The following is a 19500-nucleotide window of genomic DNA, read 5'->3' as shown; positions in this document are numbered from 1 at the left end:
TTTAACTGCTGGACTTTCTCACAGGGGGCTGGTATCCGGCAGCTTTCGCACGCTCACTGGCGGCTTTGCGGCGTTCTACGCTATATGGCTCCCGGACTGATACACACCGCTTTGGGACGGTAAAGTTATGGGCGTCCTTTCGGGTGATCTGGTCGGGGTGCTTTTTTGCCAGCAGTTCCAGCTTCTCCATCAGACGGGGATCGTGGGTGTAGACCTCAGCCATTGGTTCTGCCTGGTTATAAAGGAGAATGGTTTCCCGTTCCACTAAAGAGAGCTTCATCGGCTGCCTCCTTTCCGCTGATCAAATTCCAGCTTGAAGTTGGCGTACTGTCCATCGTCCTCCAAAACCACAGTGGCATCGTAGGTCTTGCCGGTTTTCTCCGAATATAGCCCCGTCACACGGACACGGCCATCGTTAAGCAGTGCAGACACCACAGCCTTGGTCGGCTGTTTTTTCTTGGCAGCCCACCATTTGTTATTTTTCCAGATTGCAAATTTGCAAGAATCATTCTGACAGAAGAAGCCTTTTTGCAGTTCTGCAACTTCACCGCCGCAGCGAGGGCATTTGCCCACCACCTCACGGGGCGGAGTGAACAGGTACTCAGTTCCTTTGATGACCTGATAAGTTCCCACCAGATCTTTCAGCATGGTGCTGATCCCGTCCAAAAACTCCTCCGGGGCAAGCTGCCCGCGCTCGATCTCGCCCAGTCGGTACTCCCACTCGGCAGTCAGAAGCGGCGATTGCAGTTGTTCCGGCAGAACGGTGATCAGGGAAACTGCATCGTGGGAAGGGAGAAGCTGCACCGTTTTCCTGCTCTTTTTTCGTTCCAGAAAACCGGCAGATACCAGCTTTTCCAAAATACCGGCACGGGTGGCCGGTGTCCCCAGACCTTTTCGCTCGGCATCCTCCGGCATATCCTCTTTTCCGGCAGTCTCCATCGCGGACAACAGAGTGTCCTCCGTAAAGTGCAGGGGCGGACTGCTTTTGCCTTCTTTGACGATTGCAGCAACAACCGAAAGGGTCTGTCCTTCGGTCAGCTCCGGCAGGGCTTTCTCTGCGCCCTCTTTTTTCGGCTCTGCATCCTTCATTTTGGCACGGTAGGCGTCCTCCAGTGCTTTCCATCCGGGGTGCTTCACCGTTTTTCCTTTGGCGGTAAACTCCCTACCGGCACACGCTGCAATCACAACGGTTTCCGAATAGATATGGGGCTGGGCCACGGCACACAGCAGACGCAGGGCCACCAGCTCCAGCACCGCTTTTTCTCCCGCAGGAAGGGCAGAAAGGTCTGCATCCTTGAGATTTCTGGTAGGGATTACTGCGTGGTGGTCGGTTACTTTCTTATCGTTGATGACTGTCTGCGGATCACAGGTAATGGCGATCCCTTTGCGAAACGGCATAGCATTGGCAACCAGATTCACCAACACCGGCAGGCTGTCTGCCATATCACCGGTCAGATAGCGGCTGTCAGTACGGGGATAGGTGCAGAGCTTCTTTTCATACAAGCTTTGCAGATAGTCTAGGGTCTGCTGGGCCGTAAATCCAAGCAGGCGGTTGGCATCTCTTTGCAGAGTAGTCAGGTCATAAAGGGCAGGTGGCTTTTCGGACTTTTCCTTGCGCTCCACCTTTTTGATTGTGACATTTGCACCCTGACAGGCTTCTTTCAGCTGTTCGGCAGCAGCTTTATCCGCCATGCGCTCCCCGGATACGGTAAGACCGGGCAGCTCCAGCGCCACGGTATAAAAGGGAACCGGCTTAAAAGTGTCGATCTCAGCTTCTCGCTGGACAATGAGTGCCAGCGTTGGGGACATCACGCGCCCGATGTTGAGTGTGCGGTGATACAGCACGGAAAAAAGCCTTGTGGCATTGATCCCCACCAGCCAGTCGGCCTTGGCACGGCAGAGGGCAGCATCCCTAAGTCCGTCATAGTCCGCACCGGGGCGCAGGTTTGCAAAGCCCTCCCTTATGGCGGAGTCCTCCATCGAAGAAATCCAGAGGCGTTTCATGGGCTTTTGGCAGCCTGCCAGCTCATAGACGCTGCGGAAGATCAGCTCACCCTCGCGTCCGGCATCACAGGCATTTACCACTTCCATCACATCCGGGGCGTTCATCAGCTTTTTGAGAATATCAAACTGCTTTTTCTTATCCTTTCCCACCACCATCTGCCAATGCTCCGGCAGAATAGGCAGGTCATCATATCGCCACTTGGCGTACTTGGGGTCATAGCTGTCTGCATCCGCAAGACCGGCCAGATGGCCCACGCACCAGCTGACACGCCAGCCGTTCCCCTCCAGATAGCCGTCCTTACGAGCAGTCGCGCCGATCACGGCGGCCAGACTTTGTGCAGCCGATGGTTTTTCAGCGATTACCAGTTTATATCTCATCATCTTCAGCCTCCCATTCTTCCCGCACAGGCGTGTGCAGTTTTTTCTCTATGCTGTTTTCCTCATCCAGTAGCAGGTTATAACCAAACCGGTAGTCATAGCGGTACAGTTTCCCCAGCAGGTCATTGATGATGATACGACAAGCCAAAATGACACGGGTTTTATCCACCTGCATCAGCTGGTAGCGTTGATAATTGCTGTAATATTCTTCGTGACGGCGGGTATTGCAGGCGGCATCTTCAAGTAAACTATCTACTGCATCCTGGCAACCATCTTCTTTTTCCCCTTCCATGCAGTTCAGAAGTTCCATCATCAAAGGAAAGCTCTGTTCATCCATAGGAGCTTCTGCTGCAAGAAAACCGATCAGAGCAGATAAGAGCAGACGAGTCGCCGTCTGTTCTTGTTCCGTCAAAACGGCCATTGTTTTCTCCGCATTTGGCAGGATCTTTTCTTCCACAAACTCTGCCGCGTCACCGGAATAAAGCTGACGGATAGAATCTATGGACAATGAAACTGTCACGGTATCTAAGGAGAAATCAAAGGGGTCATCTTGCTTTGGCTTTCTCCGAAGTTTGTTTAACATGGTAGAAAGAATGTCGCCGCCAAAATACACGGCGATCACCAGCAGGTCAAAAACAGCAATCAGCTTGATAAATATAATCAGAACACTCATTTTTTTCGTTTCCTTTCTTTGAGCCAGCGTTCCATCTCACGATGGCAGATGCCTACGCAGGGGCTTCCATAACTCCCGCAGCCATAGCAGGGGTGGTTGTGGGGTAAAGAAGGAGGACGGGAAGTTTCCCTCCCGCCCTCCGGCCTGCGTGTCATCATGCGTTCATAGGGACTGTCTGTGAAACGGGTCATTTCACGCTGTCCTCGTCATCTTCTTCTGTGCTGCCCCCGTCAGCGTCCGGCTCGTCCGACTCCTCATTTTCGGTTTCCCATTCCTCGGAATCTTCCTCGCCATAATCATAATCGTCCAGACTGTCATTGCCCTTGGTCTTAGGCTTGTTCTTAACGAGCTTCAAATAGGCAAATACGCCACCGCCACCAAGCAGAGCCAGTAAAAGGACCAGCGCAGCCGGATTCAGTCCGGCAGGCTTCTCCTTTTCCGGCTCCGATATTTCTGCCGGAGGTTCCGGTGCTTTGCCCGTACATTTACTCTTATCAGTTGCACAGACCGGACAAGCCGTATTGACTGCCCCTGCTTCACATTTTGTCGTGCAGCTGCATACCGCAGGCGGCTCCTCTTTTGCTTTTCCATCTTCCATCAGCGCCGCAAGGTCTGCATCGTCCACCTGATTCAGAAAGTGAACAGCAGTCTCCTTGTCCTCATTCGCCCTGTCAATCAGGATGTAAAAGTAATTTCCAGCTTTGGTCGTAACAGTAATAAGCTGCTTATTGCCTCCAAAATCATCCACCAATGCCGCATTCCCCTCCGGTGTAAGTGCCGGTGCCGGTTCTGTTTCTTCCACAATCACATTGCTGTCATTGGTAGAATCCTCTGCCGGTGCCGCCGGAGCCTGTTCTGACCCCTGTGCGAAAGCAGGGATCGTAAAGCCAAATGCCACAACCATTGTCAGGCAAATGGCGGAAAGTGTTTTGCAAATTCTTTTATTCTTCATAAGCGGTAGCCTCCTGATTATTTGATTCCGACAGTGCCGTATCTCTGCCGTGGTTCATTCCACCGGAAAGCATAGCGTTCAGCTGTGCTGGAGTCATGCGTAACGCACGAACCATCTGAACGATTTCCAGATTCTCTGCCTCCGTTTTCTGTGCTTCCAGGGTCTTGAGCTTTTCCTGATATTCCGCAATCTTCTCACGGGTTTTCTCAATTTCCTGGTCGATACGTTCAATTTTGTTTTTTGCCATAACCGTTCACTCCTTTCCACAAAGTCTGTTACCAGTTCATCAGGCCGTAGCCCTTAATACTTTGATAATTCAGGTCATAACTTTTGATCTTGCAGGCATCGCCGGAATTTCCCTCCACCGTATAAACACGGCTGCCATCCGTACCGATCACTATACCCACATGGTCCGCTGTCCCATCTAAATCCCAATCAAAGAAAATTGCATCTCCGGGAGCCAGATTGTTATAGCCTCTTGCACCCCATTGTCCATGAGACTGGAACCACGGAACGCCCTGCCACTCACAGCCTGCAAAGCGCGGCTCACTTTTTCCAGCCTGGTTATAACACCAGGATACAAAGCAGGCGCACCACTCCACGCGGCTGTCAAAGCCATACCAGCTCCAATAAGGATAGCCACCCACATTGCCGACCTGACGCTTGGCCAGCTCCACCAACTGCGGATTTCCGGGACGGGTTCCATTTACAAACTGTACACCGGTCAAGTCCTCGGAATTGCTCATGTCAGGGGAACCACCGCCAAACAACAGCGGCTTATTGCCCATGGTCTGCCGGTAAACCTGATACATTTCCATCTGCTCCGAGGTCAGTAACTCCGACGCCACAGCGGAAATGGGCTTGCTGGTGAGTTTCACATTCAAAATGTAATACTCATAGGGGACTTCTTCTGAGGTGGTCTCGCCGGTCTCCGGGTCGGTGGAGGTCTCCGTGCGGTAGCGAATCTCCACTTCCTCAGTAAGCGTCAGCTGATACTGTGCTGCAAACACACGCGCCAGCTCTGTCTGAGCGCTCTGCCGGGTGTAACCTTGCAAGACGGCAGACAGAAATGCTGCCAGCTCATGAGGGTCATGGCCGATCATACCAAGGTCATAGCGATACTCGTCATACCCTGGGTGGCTGTTTTCAATGTTGTCGATTTCCTCCTGCAACTGGACTTCTCTGGCTGCATAATCTGCCTCCACCGCCAGCATTTCCGGGTCATCCGACGGATAGGTGGTGCCGGAGAGAACGGAACCGATGCTCTGCGCCATCATGGAGCAGGAGGACATGGTATTCATCAGCATACAGGTAATGAGGAACAAAACCCCTGCCATCAGGAAACCCTTCTTGTGGCGCATGACGAATGCCCCTGCCTGCTGTACCTTTTCTTTTACCGTCCTTGCGGCTTTTCCGGTTTTAGATGCAGCCTGGGCGGTATTTCCGGCAGTCTGACCGGCGTGTTTGGCGGCGGCATACTGCCTTTTGATGGCCTGCTTTTGCTGCCAGCGGGAAAGAGGGTTGCTGGCAAACTGGGGATTTTCCTGCAAAGATTTCTGGTACAGAACATTTACATTTGCCTTTTCCAGTTGACGCTCTGCCTGGGCTGCTTTGCGGTACGGCTTCAGCTTGTGGCTGCGATAGCCCTCCCGCACCAGATAAGCGCCGGTCTCCACCGCTTCCTCGGACTTGTGGGCGCTTTCCACGCCCACATTGTCCTGCTCTGTTTCCCGGATCTCTTTGTGGAGCTTGCCTGCGACCAGATGGACGGGAGCTTCCCTGACTCCTTGAGAAACTTTGGAAGGTGGCTTTTTCTTGTCCTCAAAGGTCAGCTTCGAGGTCTTTTTTCCGGTATCCGGGTCAATGACCGTCTGCCTGACCTTTTTCTTTGGGATATTGGCCTGCGCCTTATCTGCTCTGGCCGCAGCTTTCTCCGCTTTACGGATCGGCTTTTCCAGTGCAGGATCAGACCGTTCCTCATCAGTAAAGCGCAGGCGCGGCTCTTTATTCAAACCATTCTCCCAGCATGAGGGAGGACATCATGTAGTGCAGCTCTGCATAAATGGCCATTCCCACAGGATCGTTGAACATACAGCCGGACAGGTAGGCATAAAACTGTGCCACCACATCGGAAAGGATCTTCGCCTCTGTTCCTTCCAGAATCAGGCCGCCCATACCTTCCTTGGCACGGATGGTGCTCCAGACCTCTGCCAGACGGAGAAGCCCCACCTGACCGGTCTCATTCAGTTCGGCTGCCTGATCTGCCGCCGTGCGGCACTCACTTACCGCATCGGCCATGACCGTAAGCAACTGGCTGCGCTGGGCATTTACCGCCCTGTCAAAAAACATCAGCGGGTTTTTATTCAAAATGTTGGGGTTCATCATCATTCATCCTCCTTCTTTTTCAGTTCCTGGGGTTTGGTGGTCATAATGCGGTAAAGCTCGGTATTCTTCGGGAAGTGATCCACGAAAGGCAGGATTGTAGAGCCATAAAACAGCAGGCCCTCGCCCTCACCGGAGTGGGTCACATAAGATAATTGGTGTGTGGAAATCCCCAGCTGCTTGGCGAGGATCTGACGGTCTCCGCCTGCCTGGTTGAGCATATACACGAAGTCGGAATTTTCAAAGATATTTTCCACCTCGCGGCTGCTCAAAAGGTCTTTGACATTCTGGGTGATACCTGTCGGAATACCGCCCCATTTTCTGAATCGCTTCCAGATTTCCACCGTATAGGCGGCGGTCTGCTCCTCCTTCAAAAGCAGGTGCATCTCGTCGATGTAGTAGCGGGTAGACTTGTGAGCGGCACGGTTGATGGTAACGCGGTTCCACACCTGATCCTGTACCACCAGCATACCGATTTTCTTGAGCTGCTTGCCCAGTTCCTTGATGTCATAGCAGACAATCCGGTTATCAATGTCCACATTGCTCTGATGATTGAACACATTCAAAGAACCCGTTACATAGATTTCCAATGCCGTTGCAATGTATTGAGCTTCTTTTTCTTCCTGCTCCCGCAGCAAGTTATAAAGGTCCTCCAAAATCGGCATATTCTCCGGCTTTGGGTCATTGAGATATTCGTTGTAAACCAGCCGTACACAACGGTCAATAATGGTTTTCTGCACCGGCTGCAAGCCCTCCTTACCGCCCACGATCAGCTCACACAAGCTGAGGATAAAGTCAGACTTGAGTGACAGCGGGCTTTCATCATCCGAATAGTCCAGATTCAGATCCATCGGATTGATATAGTTGGTTGAAGTAGGTGAGATCTTGATGACCTGCCCATGCAGACGCTCAACAAGAGGTGCGTACTCCGCTTCCGGGTCACAGATAATAACATCATCACTGGTAAGCAAAAAGCAGTTGGCAATTTCTCGTTTTGCGCTGAAGGACTTACCGGAACCCGGCGTACCCAGAATCAGGCCGTTGGGGTTTTTCAGCAGCTTTCTGTCCACCATGATGAGGTTGTTGGACAGAGCATTGATGCCGTAGTACAGAGCTTCTTTCCCGTTCTGGAACAGTTCCTGCGTAGTAAAGGGCACAAAGATAGCTGTGGAACTGGTGGTCAGTCCTCGCTGAATCTCAATCTGATTGAGACCCAGAGGCAGACAACTCATCAGCCCTTCTTCCTGCTGGAAGTCCAGCCTGGTCAGCTGACAGTTATACTTCTGGGCAATAGAGCCTGCCTGAAAGATGTTGTTGCCAAGTTGACGGGGATTGTCCGCTGTGTTCAGCACCAGAAAGGTCAAAAGGAACATTCTCTCGTTGCGGCTCTGCAAATCCTGCAAGAGTTTTTTCGCTTCACTGCCGTAGGTAGCAAGGTCAGATGGAATGATGTCCATGTCGTATCCGGCACGGACTGCTTTTTTCTGTTCCTCAATCTTGCTGCGGTCCAGGTCGGTAATCTTCCGCTTTACCGTTTTGATGGCTTTCACCTGATCCACCGACTGAATGTGCATACTCACAATGAGCGAGCTTTCCATATCCAGAAAATCAGCCAGCAGACGGTCATTCAGCTCCGGTGCGAGAATTTGCAAAAAAGAAACAGCCCCGTATTTCTTGCCCATACGGAACTGCTTGCCGGTGCGGAACTCAAAGGAGCTTGGTGCAATAAAATCCTTTGTGGACAGACCGGAAGGAGCCAACCAATCCCATTCAAACTGAAACGGGAGTTGTTCATCCATGTGGAATACCGCATGAAGCTGAGAAAGCCTTTCTTTACCGTCCAGCGTTCTGGCAGCTACACCAAGACGCTTGAAGTTATTAAGTATATCGGTCTCAATACGCTCCAGACGGGGCTTGGCGGCTTTGATGCTGTCTGCGTCGATACCAAAGGTCAGGTATTTGGTCTTGATGAGGCCGTTGTTACCTCTGGCCAGCTGATTTTGCAGCATTGTGGTATATTCCTCGCGGATACTGTCAAAGGCATCCCTCTGGGGCGGGATGGAAATGGAGTTAGCAAAGGTCTCCTCCGATGCCGCAAGGTTCAAAAAAGACAGCTGGAAATGAATCGAGCTGTCAAAATAATTGAGGAAATCACACCAACCCTCAAAAATTGCCGTCTTATCTTCGTTTTGGGAGAGCTGATAGTTGATGTCCTGAAACTGAATGGTCTTTGTGTAGTGGCTGTCCGATATGCGGCAGATCCCGTCCGTCCACATCCGTTCATAAGGGATACTGTCCTGCGCAGATTTTCCTTTTTTGTCCGTGCGGTTAGCGCGGGCAATGGCCGCTTCGATCTGCTTCTTATCAGCGCGGGACAGCTTTTTCTTTGTCTTTACCGGCTGCACAGTTTTTTCCTCGGTTTTCCCGAACATCCGATGCAGCCATTTTTTTATTGCGGTGAACAATGTCATACACCTCCTTATCGAGCATTTCCTGCCGCTTTAATACGGCATAAAAGTTATTGGTCTGGTAGGGACGCTGCTTGGGACGGATCACAGCTACTTTGAGAATGTTGCCCACGATCTTTTCAAGGGGCTGTCCATGCTTTTCGTACATAGCCAGCATAAAGAAGGGCAGCATAACCAGCATCATACACATAGCCGCTACACTGTTTCCGGTAGGTTTTCTGAGCAAAAAGAAAAGCGGTACGCCAATAAGCGCTCCGCCCGTGAAGCAGATAAGCTGCCGCTTGGTCAGATTGAACATGACCTTTGTTTTGACTTTTGTTAAGTCCTTGGGTACGGGTACATAAGCCAATGTGGGAACCTCCTTCCGTTTTAATGCGCCTGAAAGACTGATTTTGCGAGGCTGCCGGTTTTGAATAGTGTAAAGCACAGCAGTACGGTGTAGCCCACGCAGCTCCAGATCGCCATGATGATGTCATCTTCCAGAGCGATGTTCTGCACCAGCACAGCATAAATTGCCACGCAGACGATAATGAGAAACGCCTGAAAGCCCAGCGCCAGCAGGGATCGGAGGTAATTCTGTCCCATACCGCCCCATTCTTTACCCATCATTGCAGCCATTGGAACGGGAGCCACCGAAGTCACAAGGTAAATCTCGATCATACGGCCATAAATAACGATAAAGATACAGATATACAACGCCCACATGGTAATGCCAATAAAGAGGGATTGGAACCACAGTCCGAACAGCGGTCCCAGATCCATTTCCATCAGCCTCGGTTCCAGATCGGTCATAACTGAGGAAATGTCAATGGACGCATCCGAATTGATAATCCCTGCCGCCTGCGCCACCACGCTCTGCGCCATATCAAAGACGCCCATCACGATATTCCATGTGTTTGTGACAATGAGGATGGCAGCAGCTGATTTGAACACCCACTTGAAAATCATCCAGGTATCCACATCATGCAGGTTGTTCTTGTCTGCAATCATCTGGATCAGGTCTACGGTCATCACGATAGCCAGGATCACGCCTGCAATCGGCACCATGATGGAGTTGGACAGATTCTCAATCATGCTGAAAATACTGCCATTCCATCCCTGTGGGGTCTGGCCTACCTGTACGGATATATCCGCGACCTGCTGGTTTACACTGTCAAACATCCCCGAAAGGTTGCTCATAATGCCGCCCACCAGCATTTCTTTCAGCCAATTTGTCAGGGCTTCAAGTAAGAAATCCATACGGTGTCAACCTCCTTTCCGCCGCCCCCGCAAAACTGCGGGAGCGGCAAGGATTTCATACGGAGACGCTTAGACAGAGAAAAGCCCGGAGAGCAGAGGTACAAGGACCATGCCTACCACGGCTACACCAGCACCGGCCATGAGCTGCTTCATGCCCTGGCTCTTGGCGCCGGGGTTGTCGTTGCCGTAACCTTCCAGCAGGTTGATAACGCCCCAGATACCGAGACCGGCACCGAGCGCGATAACGAGGGTCTGAAGAACGGTGATTGCCTGTTCAAAAAATGCCATATAGTTTGTTAGCCGGAATCTGATTAAAAAATATGTTTGTCATGTTTCATAGGCATACAAAAGCCGGAACAATCTGCCGCCCGGTTTCCGGGGGCATGATTCCGGCTGTCCTCCTTTTTCATTATTTTTTCTCGCGATTGTCCGCTTTGTACGCCAATGGCCCATAGAGGGCAGGTGCGGCGAATAGATAAGATCACTCCCTTCTAAAGCGGAACGAAATTAAGCGCCCTTTGTGTCTACTTCATATACATCGCAGACCTCATTGGGCTTGAGTTTCAGCCTTGCAGACAAGAATGCTTCAATGTCAAAAGCGTTCTTATCATCCGCGTCGGCAGTGTACTTGAAATTGGGGTGCTTGGTGATGTCGTACTTATCCGAAAGGAAAGGACGCACACCGCGCAGCTGGAGGATACACTTGCCTCCATCCATAACAGCAAGCTCATCCTGGCTCATCAGCTCTTTCCCCAATTTTTGATAGTTGAGTGAATGGGAGGTTTCCCTCCCACGGCTCTCTCCGGTATTGTAGGTGTCGATGGTTTCCTTGCCCAGCACGGCAGCCAGCTCTTTGAGGGTAGTCGGCTCTTTACCGCCCAGGAAGATGGATGTATCCATGTTACCGATGATGGTATCTGCGTTATCCTTATAGATCGCCTTGAGCTGACTCTGTGCCTGCAACACCAGACAGGCAGAGATTTCACGGCTTCGGATGGTGGCCACCAGCTTTTCCAGTTTCGGAATCTGCCCGATGTTAGCACACTCATCAATCAAACAGCGCACATGAACCGGAAGCCTGCCGCCATACACATCGTCGGCTTTTTCGCAGAGCAGATTGAAAAGCTGGGTATAACACATGGAGATCAGGAAGTTAAAGCTGTCATCCGTATCACTCATAATGAGGAACAGAGCAGTTTTCCTGTCTCCCAGAGTATCCAGCTCCAGCTCATCATAAGCCGTGACCTCACGCAACTCTGCAATGTCGAACACGGCAAGGCGAGCGCCGCAGGAAATCAAAATCGACTTGGCTGTTTTGCCGGCGGCCAGCTTATATTTCTTATACTGGCGCACCGCAAAGTGATTTGGCTTCTCGGCTTCCAGTGCATCAAACATCAGGTCTACGGGGTTTTTGAACTCCTCGTCATCCTCACGGACTTCCATGGCGTTGATGAACTCAATGAGGGTAGAGAAGTTCTGCTCCTCCACCGGAGCCTCATAATGGATATAGCCAATAAGCGCGCAGTACAACAAGGTTTCTGCTTTTACCCAGAAATCGTCTCCGGCCTTGCCTTCGCCTTTGGTATTGGCGATCAGCGTTGTCACCAGCTTCAAAATATCCTTTTCCGAGTGGATGTATGCAAAGGGGTTATAGTGCATGGACTTCTTGAAGTTGATGGTATTTAGGACCTTGATTCGGTACGGCTCATAAATGACCTTGCCGTGCTTATCCTTCATGGGCTTTCCGTCCTTCCCCAGCTTGGGCGCACCCCTTTGGAGCATTTTTCCGCACTCCACCAGAATTGTTCCTTTCGGGTCCGTCACAACATAGGAGCTGTGCATCTGCATCAGGTTTGGTTTCAGCCAGAATCGGGTCTTACCGGAACCGGAGCCGCCAATCACCAGTACATTTTTGTTTCTGGCAGCCTTGGGGTCCTTGGGGCGGCTGTTCATGGTCAGGCTCTCCGTTTTCGTCAGAATCACATTGTTCTGAAATACAGGATCAACGTAAGGTGCAATATCCTCACGGGTTCCCCAGCGGGCCGAACCATATTCCAAACCATGTCGATATTTCTTGGCGTTCTTGCTTTTAAGATACACCGCCAGCCTCAGACTGCCTCCACAACACAGTCCTACCAACAAGTCCAATGGATGCAGGCTTGGCCAGAAACTTTGCAGCGCCCCAGGCAGAACCGCAATCAGCGAAAGAAACTTTTCTGAAGCATCCGCCCCTTGTGCCATTCGCCATGCCTCTCCAAAATTGGTAGCAAACAGTCCCATCAGGATATACGGCATATTCAGCAAAATGAGCTTTTTGATGTCCAATGTCTTTTTCATCGTTCCAGCTCCTTTCGCTTGGTGCGATCCACCACAGCATTTTTAACCATCTCTTTGAACCGGTTAAGTTTTGCCAGTACGGACGGGCGCTCTGTTTTCGTTGCCTTTTTGACCTTTTTGTTGGTGTACTCTGTAAAAGCTGCTGTCAGAGCATCTGCATCACGGCCTTTGAAAAAAATCAGGTACTTTGGCGGAGAACTGCTGCGGTCCTTTTTCACCGCATAATCCACACCATATTTCCGGGCGATTTTCTCAAACTCCTTGATAGAGGGGTCTGTGATCTCAATGTTGGATATTCCCTGATTCTGCCCGACAAGCTGCTTCACAGTCTGTTTTCCATGCGGAACAACCGGCGCATCACGGCTTCTCTGTTTTTCCAGCTTCTTTTCCTTTCGATGTGCCATGTACTTGCTTATGGCAGCCTTAAACATTCTGCCGGTAAACTTTGTTCCACTGACAACCAGCGTCAAAGTTCTGTTTTCCACTTCTTCCTGCATTTTCTCGCCTCCTTTCCACGAAGTTTGCAGGGAATCTCTTTTTTTGCTAAGGCGGAACCACCAGCCGCCGGAGGAGGTATTTTTTCATCGCTCCATCCCGCGGCTCTTTTTCTTTACCGGCTTCTTATCCGGCAGATTCCACTCTTTCCGGAACTCTGCCGCACCTTTGGGGTCAAATGCCTTCAGCTTCTCCAGATCAAAGGCAACAGCAGAATATTTTCCATAACCGGACTGAACCTGATAGGGAAGCACCTTCCCCAATTTGTTCTCTTTGATGAATCGCAGCAAATCCTTGCTGATGTCACCGGAAATAAACGCCTCTCCGGGGTCCAGGGAATATCCTGGTAGGTTCACCGTCATATCTGCAAACGCCTCTGCTCCATCTTCTGTATGGGTAATCATGCCGATATAAAGCCGCTGATTATTCGCATACATTCCAAGTTGCAGCGATATGGTTTCTTCCCCATATTCCCACTTAAAGGGTACTTTCTTTTCCTCATTCATATCGGATTCCTCCTATCGTATCTGTTCTTTGTGGTCATAAAACAAATCTCCATTTCTGACCTTTGCATGGCTGAGAATCTTGATCTGCCCATTTGCCTGACTGTCCAGAGCTTTTTCATAGCCTATATCTGACAAAAACAGGCGGGTGCGTTCTCCTTTCCAGCCAACCGGGGAGTCATGCGTCAGTACATCAAAAATAATCATGTGCCGGGTGTTCTCCGCAAATCGCTGGAGATCCATGTAGTCATGACCGTGATAGTTCTGCGCCCCGGCTTTCTGGCGCATTTCCTCCATCAGCTGCCCGATTGTTTTGCCTTCCTGCATAAAACCCACTTCCTGTCCGTTCTTATGAGACCAGCAAGATCATCTCCCGCAGCTGAGCAAAATAGAGCTTGCCCTGGGGCGTGACCAGCGTGTAGGAACCGGTATGACCGTGGTTGCAGTAGTCTTTGACGCAAAACAGCCCTGCATTTTTCACATTGGCATAAGGCAGCACATTGCCGGATGCCGTGCGGTACACAAACCGCCGTTCTATCAGAAACCGAACAAACCGGCGCTCCGGGACATCCAACTCTTTGGCGGTAGTCCTGAGATTGGTGCTGTGCTTTAAGTCGATGAACAGGTCATAGAAAGCGGCTTTGCCCTCCAGCTGTGCATTTTCCTTACGCAGAGAAATATTCGCTTCACGCTCAGCCAACAAGTCTGAGCAGAGCTTCATCAGAGCCTCCGGGGAAGTGGCAACCTCCCACAGCTTCTCTTTTGTGAGATAGGCCCCGTGCTTACGAATAGTAGGCAGGACCTCATCGAATACCCACTGTTCAAACCGCTCTGCCGATGGCAATTTGCTGTGAACGATCAGGCGGTACAAATCTCCTTCGGGGATAAAAGTCATACTGATTTTGCGGTCGGGGCTTTGTGGGTGAGGTGCGTCGCGTTTCACGACATACCTACAATGGCGGATAATTGCATCGCGGGGATTGCTGTACCCCAGCGCAGCGGCCACATCCGTTCCGCAGAACAGGTATTTGCCGTTTTCTTCGATGACCCGGATACTGCCAAACTCCGGGTTTTTGAAAATTTCCATCTGGTTCATGTCGTGCCTCCTTTTGCATGATAAAAGGCGGCCTTTACCAGCCGCCTGCGTGCATATCGTGGTTGACCAATGAAGTGAAGTGATTGTTCATGGTGGTAGGCGCATTGAACAGCACTGCAAGCAGGTACTGCTTCATGTTGCGTACCTGGGTGGTATTCTTTTGCAGACAGTCCATGACAAACTCGATGTGGGAGCTGTCCAGTTTCAAAAAACGGGAACGCACGATCTCGTGAGGGAAGTCTGCCCCAGAGATCCGGGTGGTCTTTCGTTTGGCACAGACCGTTTCGACCAACAGCTCTACGATCTCATTTAGGTCATCCAGGTAGAGAGGATAACGCTGCTTCAAGCAGTCATACTCGATATTCTCCAAAATCAACTCCCGATAATTTTCTATCTCTGTGACAGACATCGCATCCCTTCCTTTCCGTTCCGGCGGTCTTGCCGCCGCTGTTTCCCGGAAGGGAATGGAATCGGTACTTGATCCATAAGTAATTGATTTTTCTGTATTTGATTTCTCTATATTTAATTCTGCGGGCTTTTCCATATCCGGTCTTACCATATCCGGGTTTTCCGTATCTGGTGAAGCCGTATCCGGCTGGGACATATCTGGCTGGGGCTGTTCATAGATGACATACTCGGTATCTGTAATCCGCCCACTTTTATCGCGTCTCTGATGGCGCACGATATATCCGGCTCCTTCCAGTTCACGCAGGGCAGCACCGATGGCATCCACGCCTTCCTTACAGATCTTTGCAAGGCCACGGGTAGTGTAATTCCAGTCCTCTGGCAAAGACAGCATCATGGAAAGCAGCCCCTTGGCTTTTAACGACAGATTTGCATTTCGTAAATGATGATTGCTCATCACGGTATAATCACGGGTCCGTTCAATGCGAAAAACGGCCATCGACCTCACTCCTTCCGAATTTTGGGTACAAAAAACCGCAATCCTCATTTCAAAGAATTGCGGTGTTCAGCGCTTTTCAAATTTTCTTGCATAGAACCAAAACAGCGGCTTTTGGGGACGCGCCTCTGTAAATGGCTCCTCCTGGGCGAAAGGAAGTGTTTGCATCACGCGGTCAATATCCGTTGAATCCATGTCATGCTGAGATTTGCAATCTTCCCGGATTGCTTCTTGAATTTCCTTTACCGTACACATAGTCATTCCTTTCCTTTCGTTGTATGGGTTTATGAGCGGCGGCGTTTTCCCGGTTTGAAATCGAGGATATGTCCCTCAATCACACGAGCGTAACGCTTGATTTTGATCTCCCGGCGCTGTTGGCTTTGCAGGGCGGCCTGATACCCGTCCTCAGTCAAAAACAACCGCATTTCATCTCCGGGGCTGCCGTAAGCAGTGCTGGGACGCAGGACGGAAAACTCGATCATCCAGCGGGTATTATCCCAAAACCTCTCTACGGCGAGAATGTTGTGTCCTTTCAGCTCACGGGCTGAAATATCCCTCATAGGCGGCTCCTTTCATCGTTCCTGGTCTCTCTGACGCTTTTTCTGCCATGCCTCCAGCAGCTTGATAATGGTTTCCTGCATCCGCTGGGGCGTATAGCTTTTGGGGAAATATTTCCGCAAAGTGTCGGAGGTAAATGTCACTCGGTCCAGATCACTTTTCTTTTCCTCACCCATGATGACACGCATCATATCGAGGGTCAGATGCCCCTCCTGACTGTATTTTTTGAGCCGCTGAGCTTGAGAAAGAGAAGGGGTAGCCTGTTCGCTGTCCATCGCGTCCAACAGGTCTACCTGTTCCTCCTTTTTGAGAAAGGACAGCTCATAGGCAGGGTTCAGGGCAATCTTCTTTTCATCCACCATATCCATCAATTCAGGAATCAGCTCTGTCAGACGGATATAGCGCTGAACTTGATTTCTGCTTGAACCAGCCTGCTGAGCCAATATTTCATCGGCTCTCAACTTCGTCCCAACTTGGGACGAAGTTAAATCAACTCGCTCTCCCTGATGTTTCATGGCATCCAGCTTCATCTTGTAGGCAAATGCTCTTTCACTGGGGAGCAGACTTTCTCGTTGCAGGTTGCTGTCAACCATAATGATCGTGGCGGCATCATCATCCAAATTCCGAACAATGACCGGCATGGTCTCCTTTTCTGCCAGCTCACTGGCTCTGTGCCGCCTGTGTCCGGCTACCAGCTCATAACCGCCCTCCGGGTCCGGTCGAGCAATCGCCGGAACCAGAACGCCATACTGCTTGATACTGTCTGCGGTCTCCATCATGGCTTCGTCATCCTTGACTTTGAATGGATGCCCTTTGAACGGGTGCAGTTCCGACAGCGGGATTTCTACTACTTTTTCTCTCTGAGCATCGGCACGGCTCTCCTCCGTAGAAAACAGATCATCTACCGATGCCAGTTCTACTTTTTTCGCGCTGCTTTTCAAGTTTCAACACCTCCTTCGTCAGATTTCGATACCCCTCTGCCACCTTACCGCCAGGGTCATGGACGAAAATGCTTTTTCCCTCTGCGCTAATTTCCTTTGCACGGACAGAGTGTGGAATCTCCGTTCCAAAGACTTTGATTTTACTTCCATAGGTGTCCCGCAGCAAAGCAGCAATCTCTTTGGCAAAGTTGGTGCGGTTATCCACCATCGTCAGCAGTATACCGTCAATCTGGAGCTTTGGATTGATCTGCCGTTTTACCTTGCTGACCGTAGATAAAAGCTGTTCCAGTCCTTTGGCGGGCAGATACTCTGCCTGAACGGGAATTATGATCCTGTTCGCAGCCGCCAGCGCATTGACCGTAAGCATCCCCAACGAGGGCTGACAGTCAATCAGGATATGGGAATATTGTCCCTTCAGTGTGTCCAGATATTGCCGTAAAACCGTTTCACGGCTCATGGCGTTTACCAGAGAAACCTCCATACCGGAAAGCTGAATATCCGCAGGCATCAGGTCAACGCCTTCTGCATGATGCAGAATACCTTCTCCGGGGCGTATAGGCTGATCCATCAGAATTTTGCCCATTGCATCCGACAGTGTAAATGGCAGCTTGTCCGGTTGCGGATTTCCCAAGCTGATTGTCAGACTTCCTTGTGGGTCCCCGTCGATCAGAAGCACTTTCTTTCCGGCCTGTGCCAGACCTATTCCCAAGTTCGCACAGGTTGTTGTTTTGCCAACGCCGCCTTTCTGGTTGGCGATGGCGATGATTTGCGTGTTCAAATAAACCTCCTCCTTCTACAAAAAATATCCCTATTCCGAAAAATAGGGATGAAAAAAGCCGCTTACTCAAATAAATGAATAAACGGCTATGTAAGAAATATTCGATTGTAAGTAAAGTTTTATATCACTGCAAAATAACGAAGTGCATCTTTGATTGCTTCTACCTTTTCTGGTGTCGGATGTTTCCTCGGCTGTTTCAATTCTTCTACCGCATTAGGAGCATCATACATCGGCAATCCCAAATTTCGCTTTACCTCTGCGATATATGCGGTATGTACCTTGAAGCCGTATTTCGCTTCTATGTACTCCTTAATCATTTTGTAGGTCACTTTTTCTTTGGGCTTATACGCTTCGGCTCTTTTAGCAATACTATCTACCGGAATCTTGCCCTCGCCCTCTCCAAACTCCACATCAATGTGGATATAACTGTCGGCTTTTTTGTGGGATAAAAGAACTACCGTCTCAACATGCGGCGTCTGCGGGAACATGTCCACGGCCAGCGCCTGCGTGAGCGTGTAGCCGTGCTGTGTGAGCTGCTTCACATCGCGCGCGAGCGTGCCCGGATCGCAGGAGACATAGACGATGCGCGGCGGCTGCATGGACACCATCGCGTCGATGGCTTCCGGGGACATGCCCTTGCGCGGGGGATCGACCACGATGCAGTCCGGCCGGACGCCGCGCCGGGCCAGCTCCGCCGCTGCGGCGCCGGCATCGGCACAGAGAAACTCCGCATTTTCGATACCGTTTCGCTCCGCGTTCCGGCGCGCGTTCTCGATCGCCTCCGGCACGATCTCTGCCCCGATGACGTGCGCGGCCTTTCGCGCCAGACACAGGCTGATCGTCCCGGCGCCGCAGTACAGATCCAGCACCTGATCCGTCGGCGCGTTGACGGCGTATTCCACCGCGCGCTCATACAGCCGCTCGGCCTGCACGGGATTGACCTGATAAAACGCCTGCGGCGAGAGCGTGAACGTCAGCCCGCAGAGGCGGTCGGTCAGCTCCGGCACTCCCCAGAGCGGATAGAAATCTCCCGCGAGCACAACGTTGCCTTTCTGCTTGTTGACATCGAGCACGATGCCGGTCAGCTCCGGGCAGTGCTCGCGCAGGTAGGCGATCAGGCCGTCCGTCTGCGCGCCGAACCCACGTGCAGAGACGATGCACAGTACGGCGTCTGGCGTGTGCATGGCGCAGCGCGTGAACAGATGCCGCACCGTGCCGCGGCCGGTGGCTTCGTCATACGGCGCAACGCCGCGCAGATCCATCCAGTCGCAGACCGCCTGCGCCGCCTTGTCCGCGAGCGGGAGCTGGAGCAGGCACTGCTCCACAGGCGTAATGTCATGGCTGGACGCGCGGTAAAAGCCCTTGACCACGCGGCCGTCTTTCGTGCCGACGGCGTAGATCGCCTTGTTCCGGTAACAGAGCGGATATTCCATGCCGATGATGTCCTGTACCGGCATCGAAACGCCGCCGATGCGCGTGAGCGCATCGTTGACGCGCTGGAGCTTCATGCGCAGCTGCTCGTCGTAGTCCATATGCTGCAGGCTGCAGCCGCCGCAGGTGCGGTAAACCGGGCAGGGCGGCTGCGTGCGCGCCGGGACAGGGGACAGGCATTGCTCTGCCTTGCCATAGACGGCATTTGCCGTCACCTTCAGGATACGGACCTGCCACGTCTCGCCGGCGAGCGCGCCTTTCACGAACACGGCGCGGCCGGCAATGTGGCATACACCTGCACCGTCGGACGTATAGCCCGTGATCTCGGCGGTGTGCAGTTGGTTTTTCGCAAGCTGCTCCATGA

23 protein-coding genes are annotated in these 19500 nt (G+C 51.6%); all 23 read right to left on the bottom strand.

What is annotated here, in order from left to right; genetic code table 11:
• Position 1: 1 nt before the first annotated feature.
• Positions 2–280 (bottom strand): immunoglobulin, encoded by a 279-nt coding sequence (locus OGM61_07600; GenBank protein UYI83719.1) that lies wholly within the window; start codon positions 278–280, stop codon positions 2–4.
• Entirely contained in the window at positions 277–2385 is a 2109-nt protein-coding gene (locus OGM61_07595) for a DNA topoisomerase 3 (GenBank protein UYI83718.1), read from the bottom strand. Before OGM61_07595 ends, OGM61_07600 begins: the two co-directional genes overlap by 4 nt.
• Positions 2372–3055 (bottom strand): conjugal transfer protein TraG, encoded by a 684-nt coding sequence (locus OGM61_07590; GenBank protein ID UYI83717.1) that lies wholly within the window; start codon positions 3053–3055, stop codon positions 2372–2374. Before OGM61_07590 ends, OGM61_07595 begins: the two co-directional genes overlap by 14 nt.
• Entirely contained in the window at positions 3052–3246 is a 195-nt protein-coding gene (locus OGM61_07585) for a hypothetical protein (protein ID UYI83716.1), read from the bottom strand. Before OGM61_07585 ends, OGM61_07590 begins: the two co-directional genes overlap by 4 nt.
• Positions 3243–4007, bottom strand: coding sequence for a DUF4366 domain-containing protein (locus OGM61_07580; GenBank protein ID UYI83715.1), 765 nt, complete (start codon positions 4005–4007; stop codon positions 3243–3245). The genes OGM61_07585 and OGM61_07580 overlap by 4 nt, the downstream gene beginning before the upstream one ends.
• Positions 3997–4254: a DUF4315 family protein gene (locus OGM61_07575; protein ID UYI83714.1), complete on the bottom strand. Its 258-nt coding sequence runs from the start codon at positions 4252–4254 to the stop codon at positions 3997–3999. Before OGM61_07575 ends, OGM61_07580 begins: the two co-directional genes overlap by 11 nt.
• A gap of 28 nt (positions 4255–4282) precedes the next feature.
• Positions 4283–6019 carry a CHAP domain-containing protein gene (locus tag OGM61_07570; GenBank protein UYI83713.1) on the bottom strand — a complete coding sequence of 579 codons (1737 nt, stop codon included), beginning with the start codon at positions 6017–6019 and terminating at the stop codon, positions 4283–4285.
• Complete coding sequence (locus tag OGM61_07565; protein UYI83712.1) at positions 6012–6395, bottom strand: DUF3851 domain-containing protein; 384 nt, start codon at positions 6393–6395, stop codon at positions 6012–6014. Before OGM61_07565 ends, OGM61_07570 begins: the two co-directional genes overlap by 8 nt.
• On the bottom strand, positions 6392–8794 hold the full coding sequence (locus OGM61_07560) for an ATP-binding protein (GenBank protein ID UYI85576.1): 2403 nt from the start codon (positions 8792–8794) through the stop codon (positions 6392–6394). The genes OGM61_07565 and OGM61_07560 overlap by 4 nt, the downstream gene beginning before the upstream one ends.
• On the bottom strand, positions 8754–9206 hold the full coding sequence (locus OGM61_07555; GenBank protein UYI83711.1) for a PrgI family protein: 453 nt from the start codon (positions 9204–9206) through the stop codon (positions 8754–8756). Before OGM61_07555 ends, OGM61_07560 begins: the two co-directional genes overlap by 41 nt.
• A gap of 20 nt (positions 9207–9226) precedes the next feature.
• Positions 9227–10096, bottom strand: coding sequence for a CD0415/CD1112 family protein (locus OGM61_07550; protein UYI83710.1), 870 nt, complete (start codon positions 10094–10096; stop codon positions 9227–9229).
• Between the two features lie 69 nt (positions 10097–10165).
• Positions 10166–10384, bottom strand: coding sequence for a Maff2 family protein (locus OGM61_07545; protein UYI83709.1), 219 nt, complete (start codon positions 10382–10384; stop codon positions 10166–10168).
• Between the two features lie 219 nt (positions 10385–10603).
• On the bottom strand, positions 10604–12433 hold the full coding sequence (locus OGM61_07540) for a type IV secretory system conjugative DNA transfer family protein (GenBank protein UYI83708.1): 1830 nt from the start codon (positions 12431–12433) through the stop codon (positions 10604–10606).
• Positions 12430–12930, bottom strand: coding sequence for a PcfB family protein (locus tag OGM61_07535; GenBank protein ID UYI83707.1), 501 nt, complete (start codon positions 12928–12930; stop codon positions 12430–12432). The genes OGM61_07540 and OGM61_07535 overlap by 4 nt, the downstream gene beginning before the upstream one ends.
• Before the next feature lie 84 nt (positions 12931–13014).
• Positions 13015–13434, bottom strand: coding sequence for a DUF4313 domain-containing protein (locus tag OGM61_07530; protein ID UYI83706.1), 420 nt, complete (start codon positions 13432–13434; stop codon positions 13015–13017).
• 12 nt (positions 13435–13446) lie between these two features.
• On the bottom strand, positions 13447–13758 hold the full coding sequence (locus OGM61_07525; protein UYI83705.1) for a DUF5720 family protein: 312 nt from the start codon (positions 13756–13758) through the stop codon (positions 13447–13449).
• Positions 13759–13780: 22 nt separating this feature from the next.
• A complete protein-coding gene (locus tag OGM61_07520) occupies positions 13781–14527 on the bottom strand; it encodes a BRO family protein (GenBank protein ID UYI83704.1) in 747 nt (248 codons plus the stop codon).
• Between the two features lie 34 nt (positions 14528–14561).
• Positions 14562–15431 (bottom strand): DUF6017 domain-containing protein, encoded by an 870-nt coding sequence (locus tag OGM61_07515; GenBank protein UYI83703.1) that lies wholly within the window; start codon positions 15429–15431, stop codon positions 14562–14564.
• A gap of 66 nt (positions 15432–15497) precedes the next feature.
• Entirely contained in the window at positions 15498–15683 is a 186-nt protein-coding gene (locus tag OGM61_07510; protein ID UYI83702.1) for a hypothetical protein, read from the bottom strand.
• 29 nt (positions 15684–15712) lie between these two features.
• Positions 15713–15988 (bottom strand): DUF5720 family protein, encoded by a 276-nt coding sequence (locus OGM61_07505; protein ID UYI83701.1) that lies wholly within the window; start codon positions 15986–15988, stop codon positions 15713–15715.
• Between the two features lie 12 nt (positions 15989–16000).
• Positions 16001–16927: a ParB/RepB/Spo0J family partition protein gene (locus OGM61_07500; GenBank protein UYI83700.1), complete on the bottom strand. Its 927-nt coding sequence runs from the start codon at positions 16925–16927 to the stop codon at positions 16001–16003.
• Entirely contained in the window at positions 16884–17705 is an 822-nt protein-coding gene (locus OGM61_07495) for a ParA family protein (GenBank protein UYI83699.1), read from the bottom strand. The genes OGM61_07500 and OGM61_07495 overlap by 44 nt, the downstream gene beginning before the upstream one ends.
• Before the next feature lie 119 nt (positions 17706–17824).
• On the bottom strand, positions 17825–19498 hold the full coding sequence (gene rlmD / locus OGM61_07490) for a 23S rRNA (uracil(1939)-C(5))-methyltransferase RlmD (GenBank protein ID UYI83698.1): 1674 nt from the start codon (positions 19496–19498) through the stop codon (positions 17825–17827).
• Positions 19499–19500: the final 2 nt, after the last annotated feature.

The sequence above is a fragment of the Clostridiales bacterium genome (assembly GCA_025757645.1).
Taxonomy (GTDB): Bacteria; Bacillota; Clostridia; order Oscillospirales; family Oscillospiraceae; genus CAG-103.
Note: the sequence above shows the minus strand (reverse complement) of the source record. Positions and strands in the feature narration are given on the sequence as shown.

What these genes read in the sequence shown, in the direction of transcription:
- OGM61_07540 (UYI83708.1), bottom strand. Translation starts at nt 12,433, where the DNA reads ATGAAAAAGACATTGGACATCAAAAAGCTCATTTTGCTGAATATGCCG.
- OGM61_07510 (UYI83702.1), bottom strand. Translation starts at nt 15,683, where the DNA reads ATGTGTACGGTAAAGGAAATTCAAGAAGCAATCCGGGAAGATTGCAAA.
- OGM61_07550 (UYI83710.1), bottom strand. Translation starts at nt 10,096, where the DNA reads ATGGATTTCTTACTTGAAGCCCTGACAAATTGGCTGAAAGAAATGCTG.
- OGM61_07520 (UYI83704.1), bottom strand. Translation starts at nt 14,527, where the DNA reads ATGAACCAGATGGAAATTTTCAAAAACCCGGAGTTTGGCAGTATCCGG.
- rlmD (UYI83698.1), bottom strand. Translation starts at nt 19,498, where the DNA reads ATGGAGCAGCTTGCGAAAAACCAACTGCACACCGCCGAGATCACGGGC.
- OGM61_07535 (UYI83707.1), bottom strand. Translation starts at nt 12,930, where the DNA reads ATGCAGGAAGAAGTGGAAAACAGAACTTTGACGCTGGTTGTCAGTGGA.
- OGM61_07565 (UYI83712.1), bottom strand. Translation starts at nt 6,395, where the DNA reads ATGATGATGAACCCCAACATTTTGAATAAAAACCCGCTGATGTTTTTT.
- OGM61_07505 (UYI83701.1), bottom strand. Translation starts at nt 15,988, where the DNA reads ATGAGGGATATTTCAGCCCGTGAGCTGAAAGGACACAACATTCTCGCC.
- OGM61_07590 (UYI83717.1), bottom strand. Translation starts at nt 3,055, where the DNA reads ATGAGTGTTCTGATTATATTTATCAAGCTGATTGCTGTTTTTGACCTG.
- OGM61_07580 (UYI83715.1), bottom strand. Translation starts at nt 4,007, where the DNA reads ATGAAGAATAAAAGAATTTGCAAAACACTTTCCGCCATTTGCCTGACA.
- OGM61_07600 (UYI83719.1), bottom strand. Translation starts at nt 280, where the DNA reads ATGAAGCTCTCTTTAGTGGAACGGGAAACCATTCTCCTTTATAACCAG.
- OGM61_07595 (UYI83718.1), bottom strand. Translation starts at nt 2,385, where the DNA reads ATGATGAGATATAAACTGGTAATCGCTGAAAAACCATCGGCTGCACAA.
- OGM61_07525 (UYI83705.1), bottom strand. Translation starts at nt 13,758, where the DNA reads ATGCAGGAAGGCAAAACAATCGGGCAGCTGATGGAGGAAATGCGCCAG.
- OGM61_07585 (UYI83716.1), bottom strand. Translation starts at nt 3,246, where the DNA reads ATGACCCGTTTCACAGACAGTCCCTATGAACGCATGATGACACGCAGG.
- OGM61_07575 (UYI83714.1), bottom strand. Translation starts at nt 4,254, where the DNA reads ATGGCAAAAAACAAAATTGAACGTATCGACCAGGAAATTGAGAAAACC.
- OGM61_07545 (UYI83709.1), bottom strand. Translation starts at nt 10,384, where the DNA reads ATGGCATTTTTTGAACAGGCAATCACCGTTCTTCAGACCCTCGTTATC.
- OGM61_07530 (UYI83706.1), bottom strand. Translation starts at nt 13,434, where the DNA reads ATGAATGAGGAAAAGAAAGTACCCTTTAAGTGGGAATATGGGGAAGAA.
- OGM61_07515 (UYI83703.1), bottom strand. Translation starts at nt 15,431, where the DNA reads ATGGCCGTTTTTCGCATTGAACGGACCCGTGATTATACCGTGATGAGC.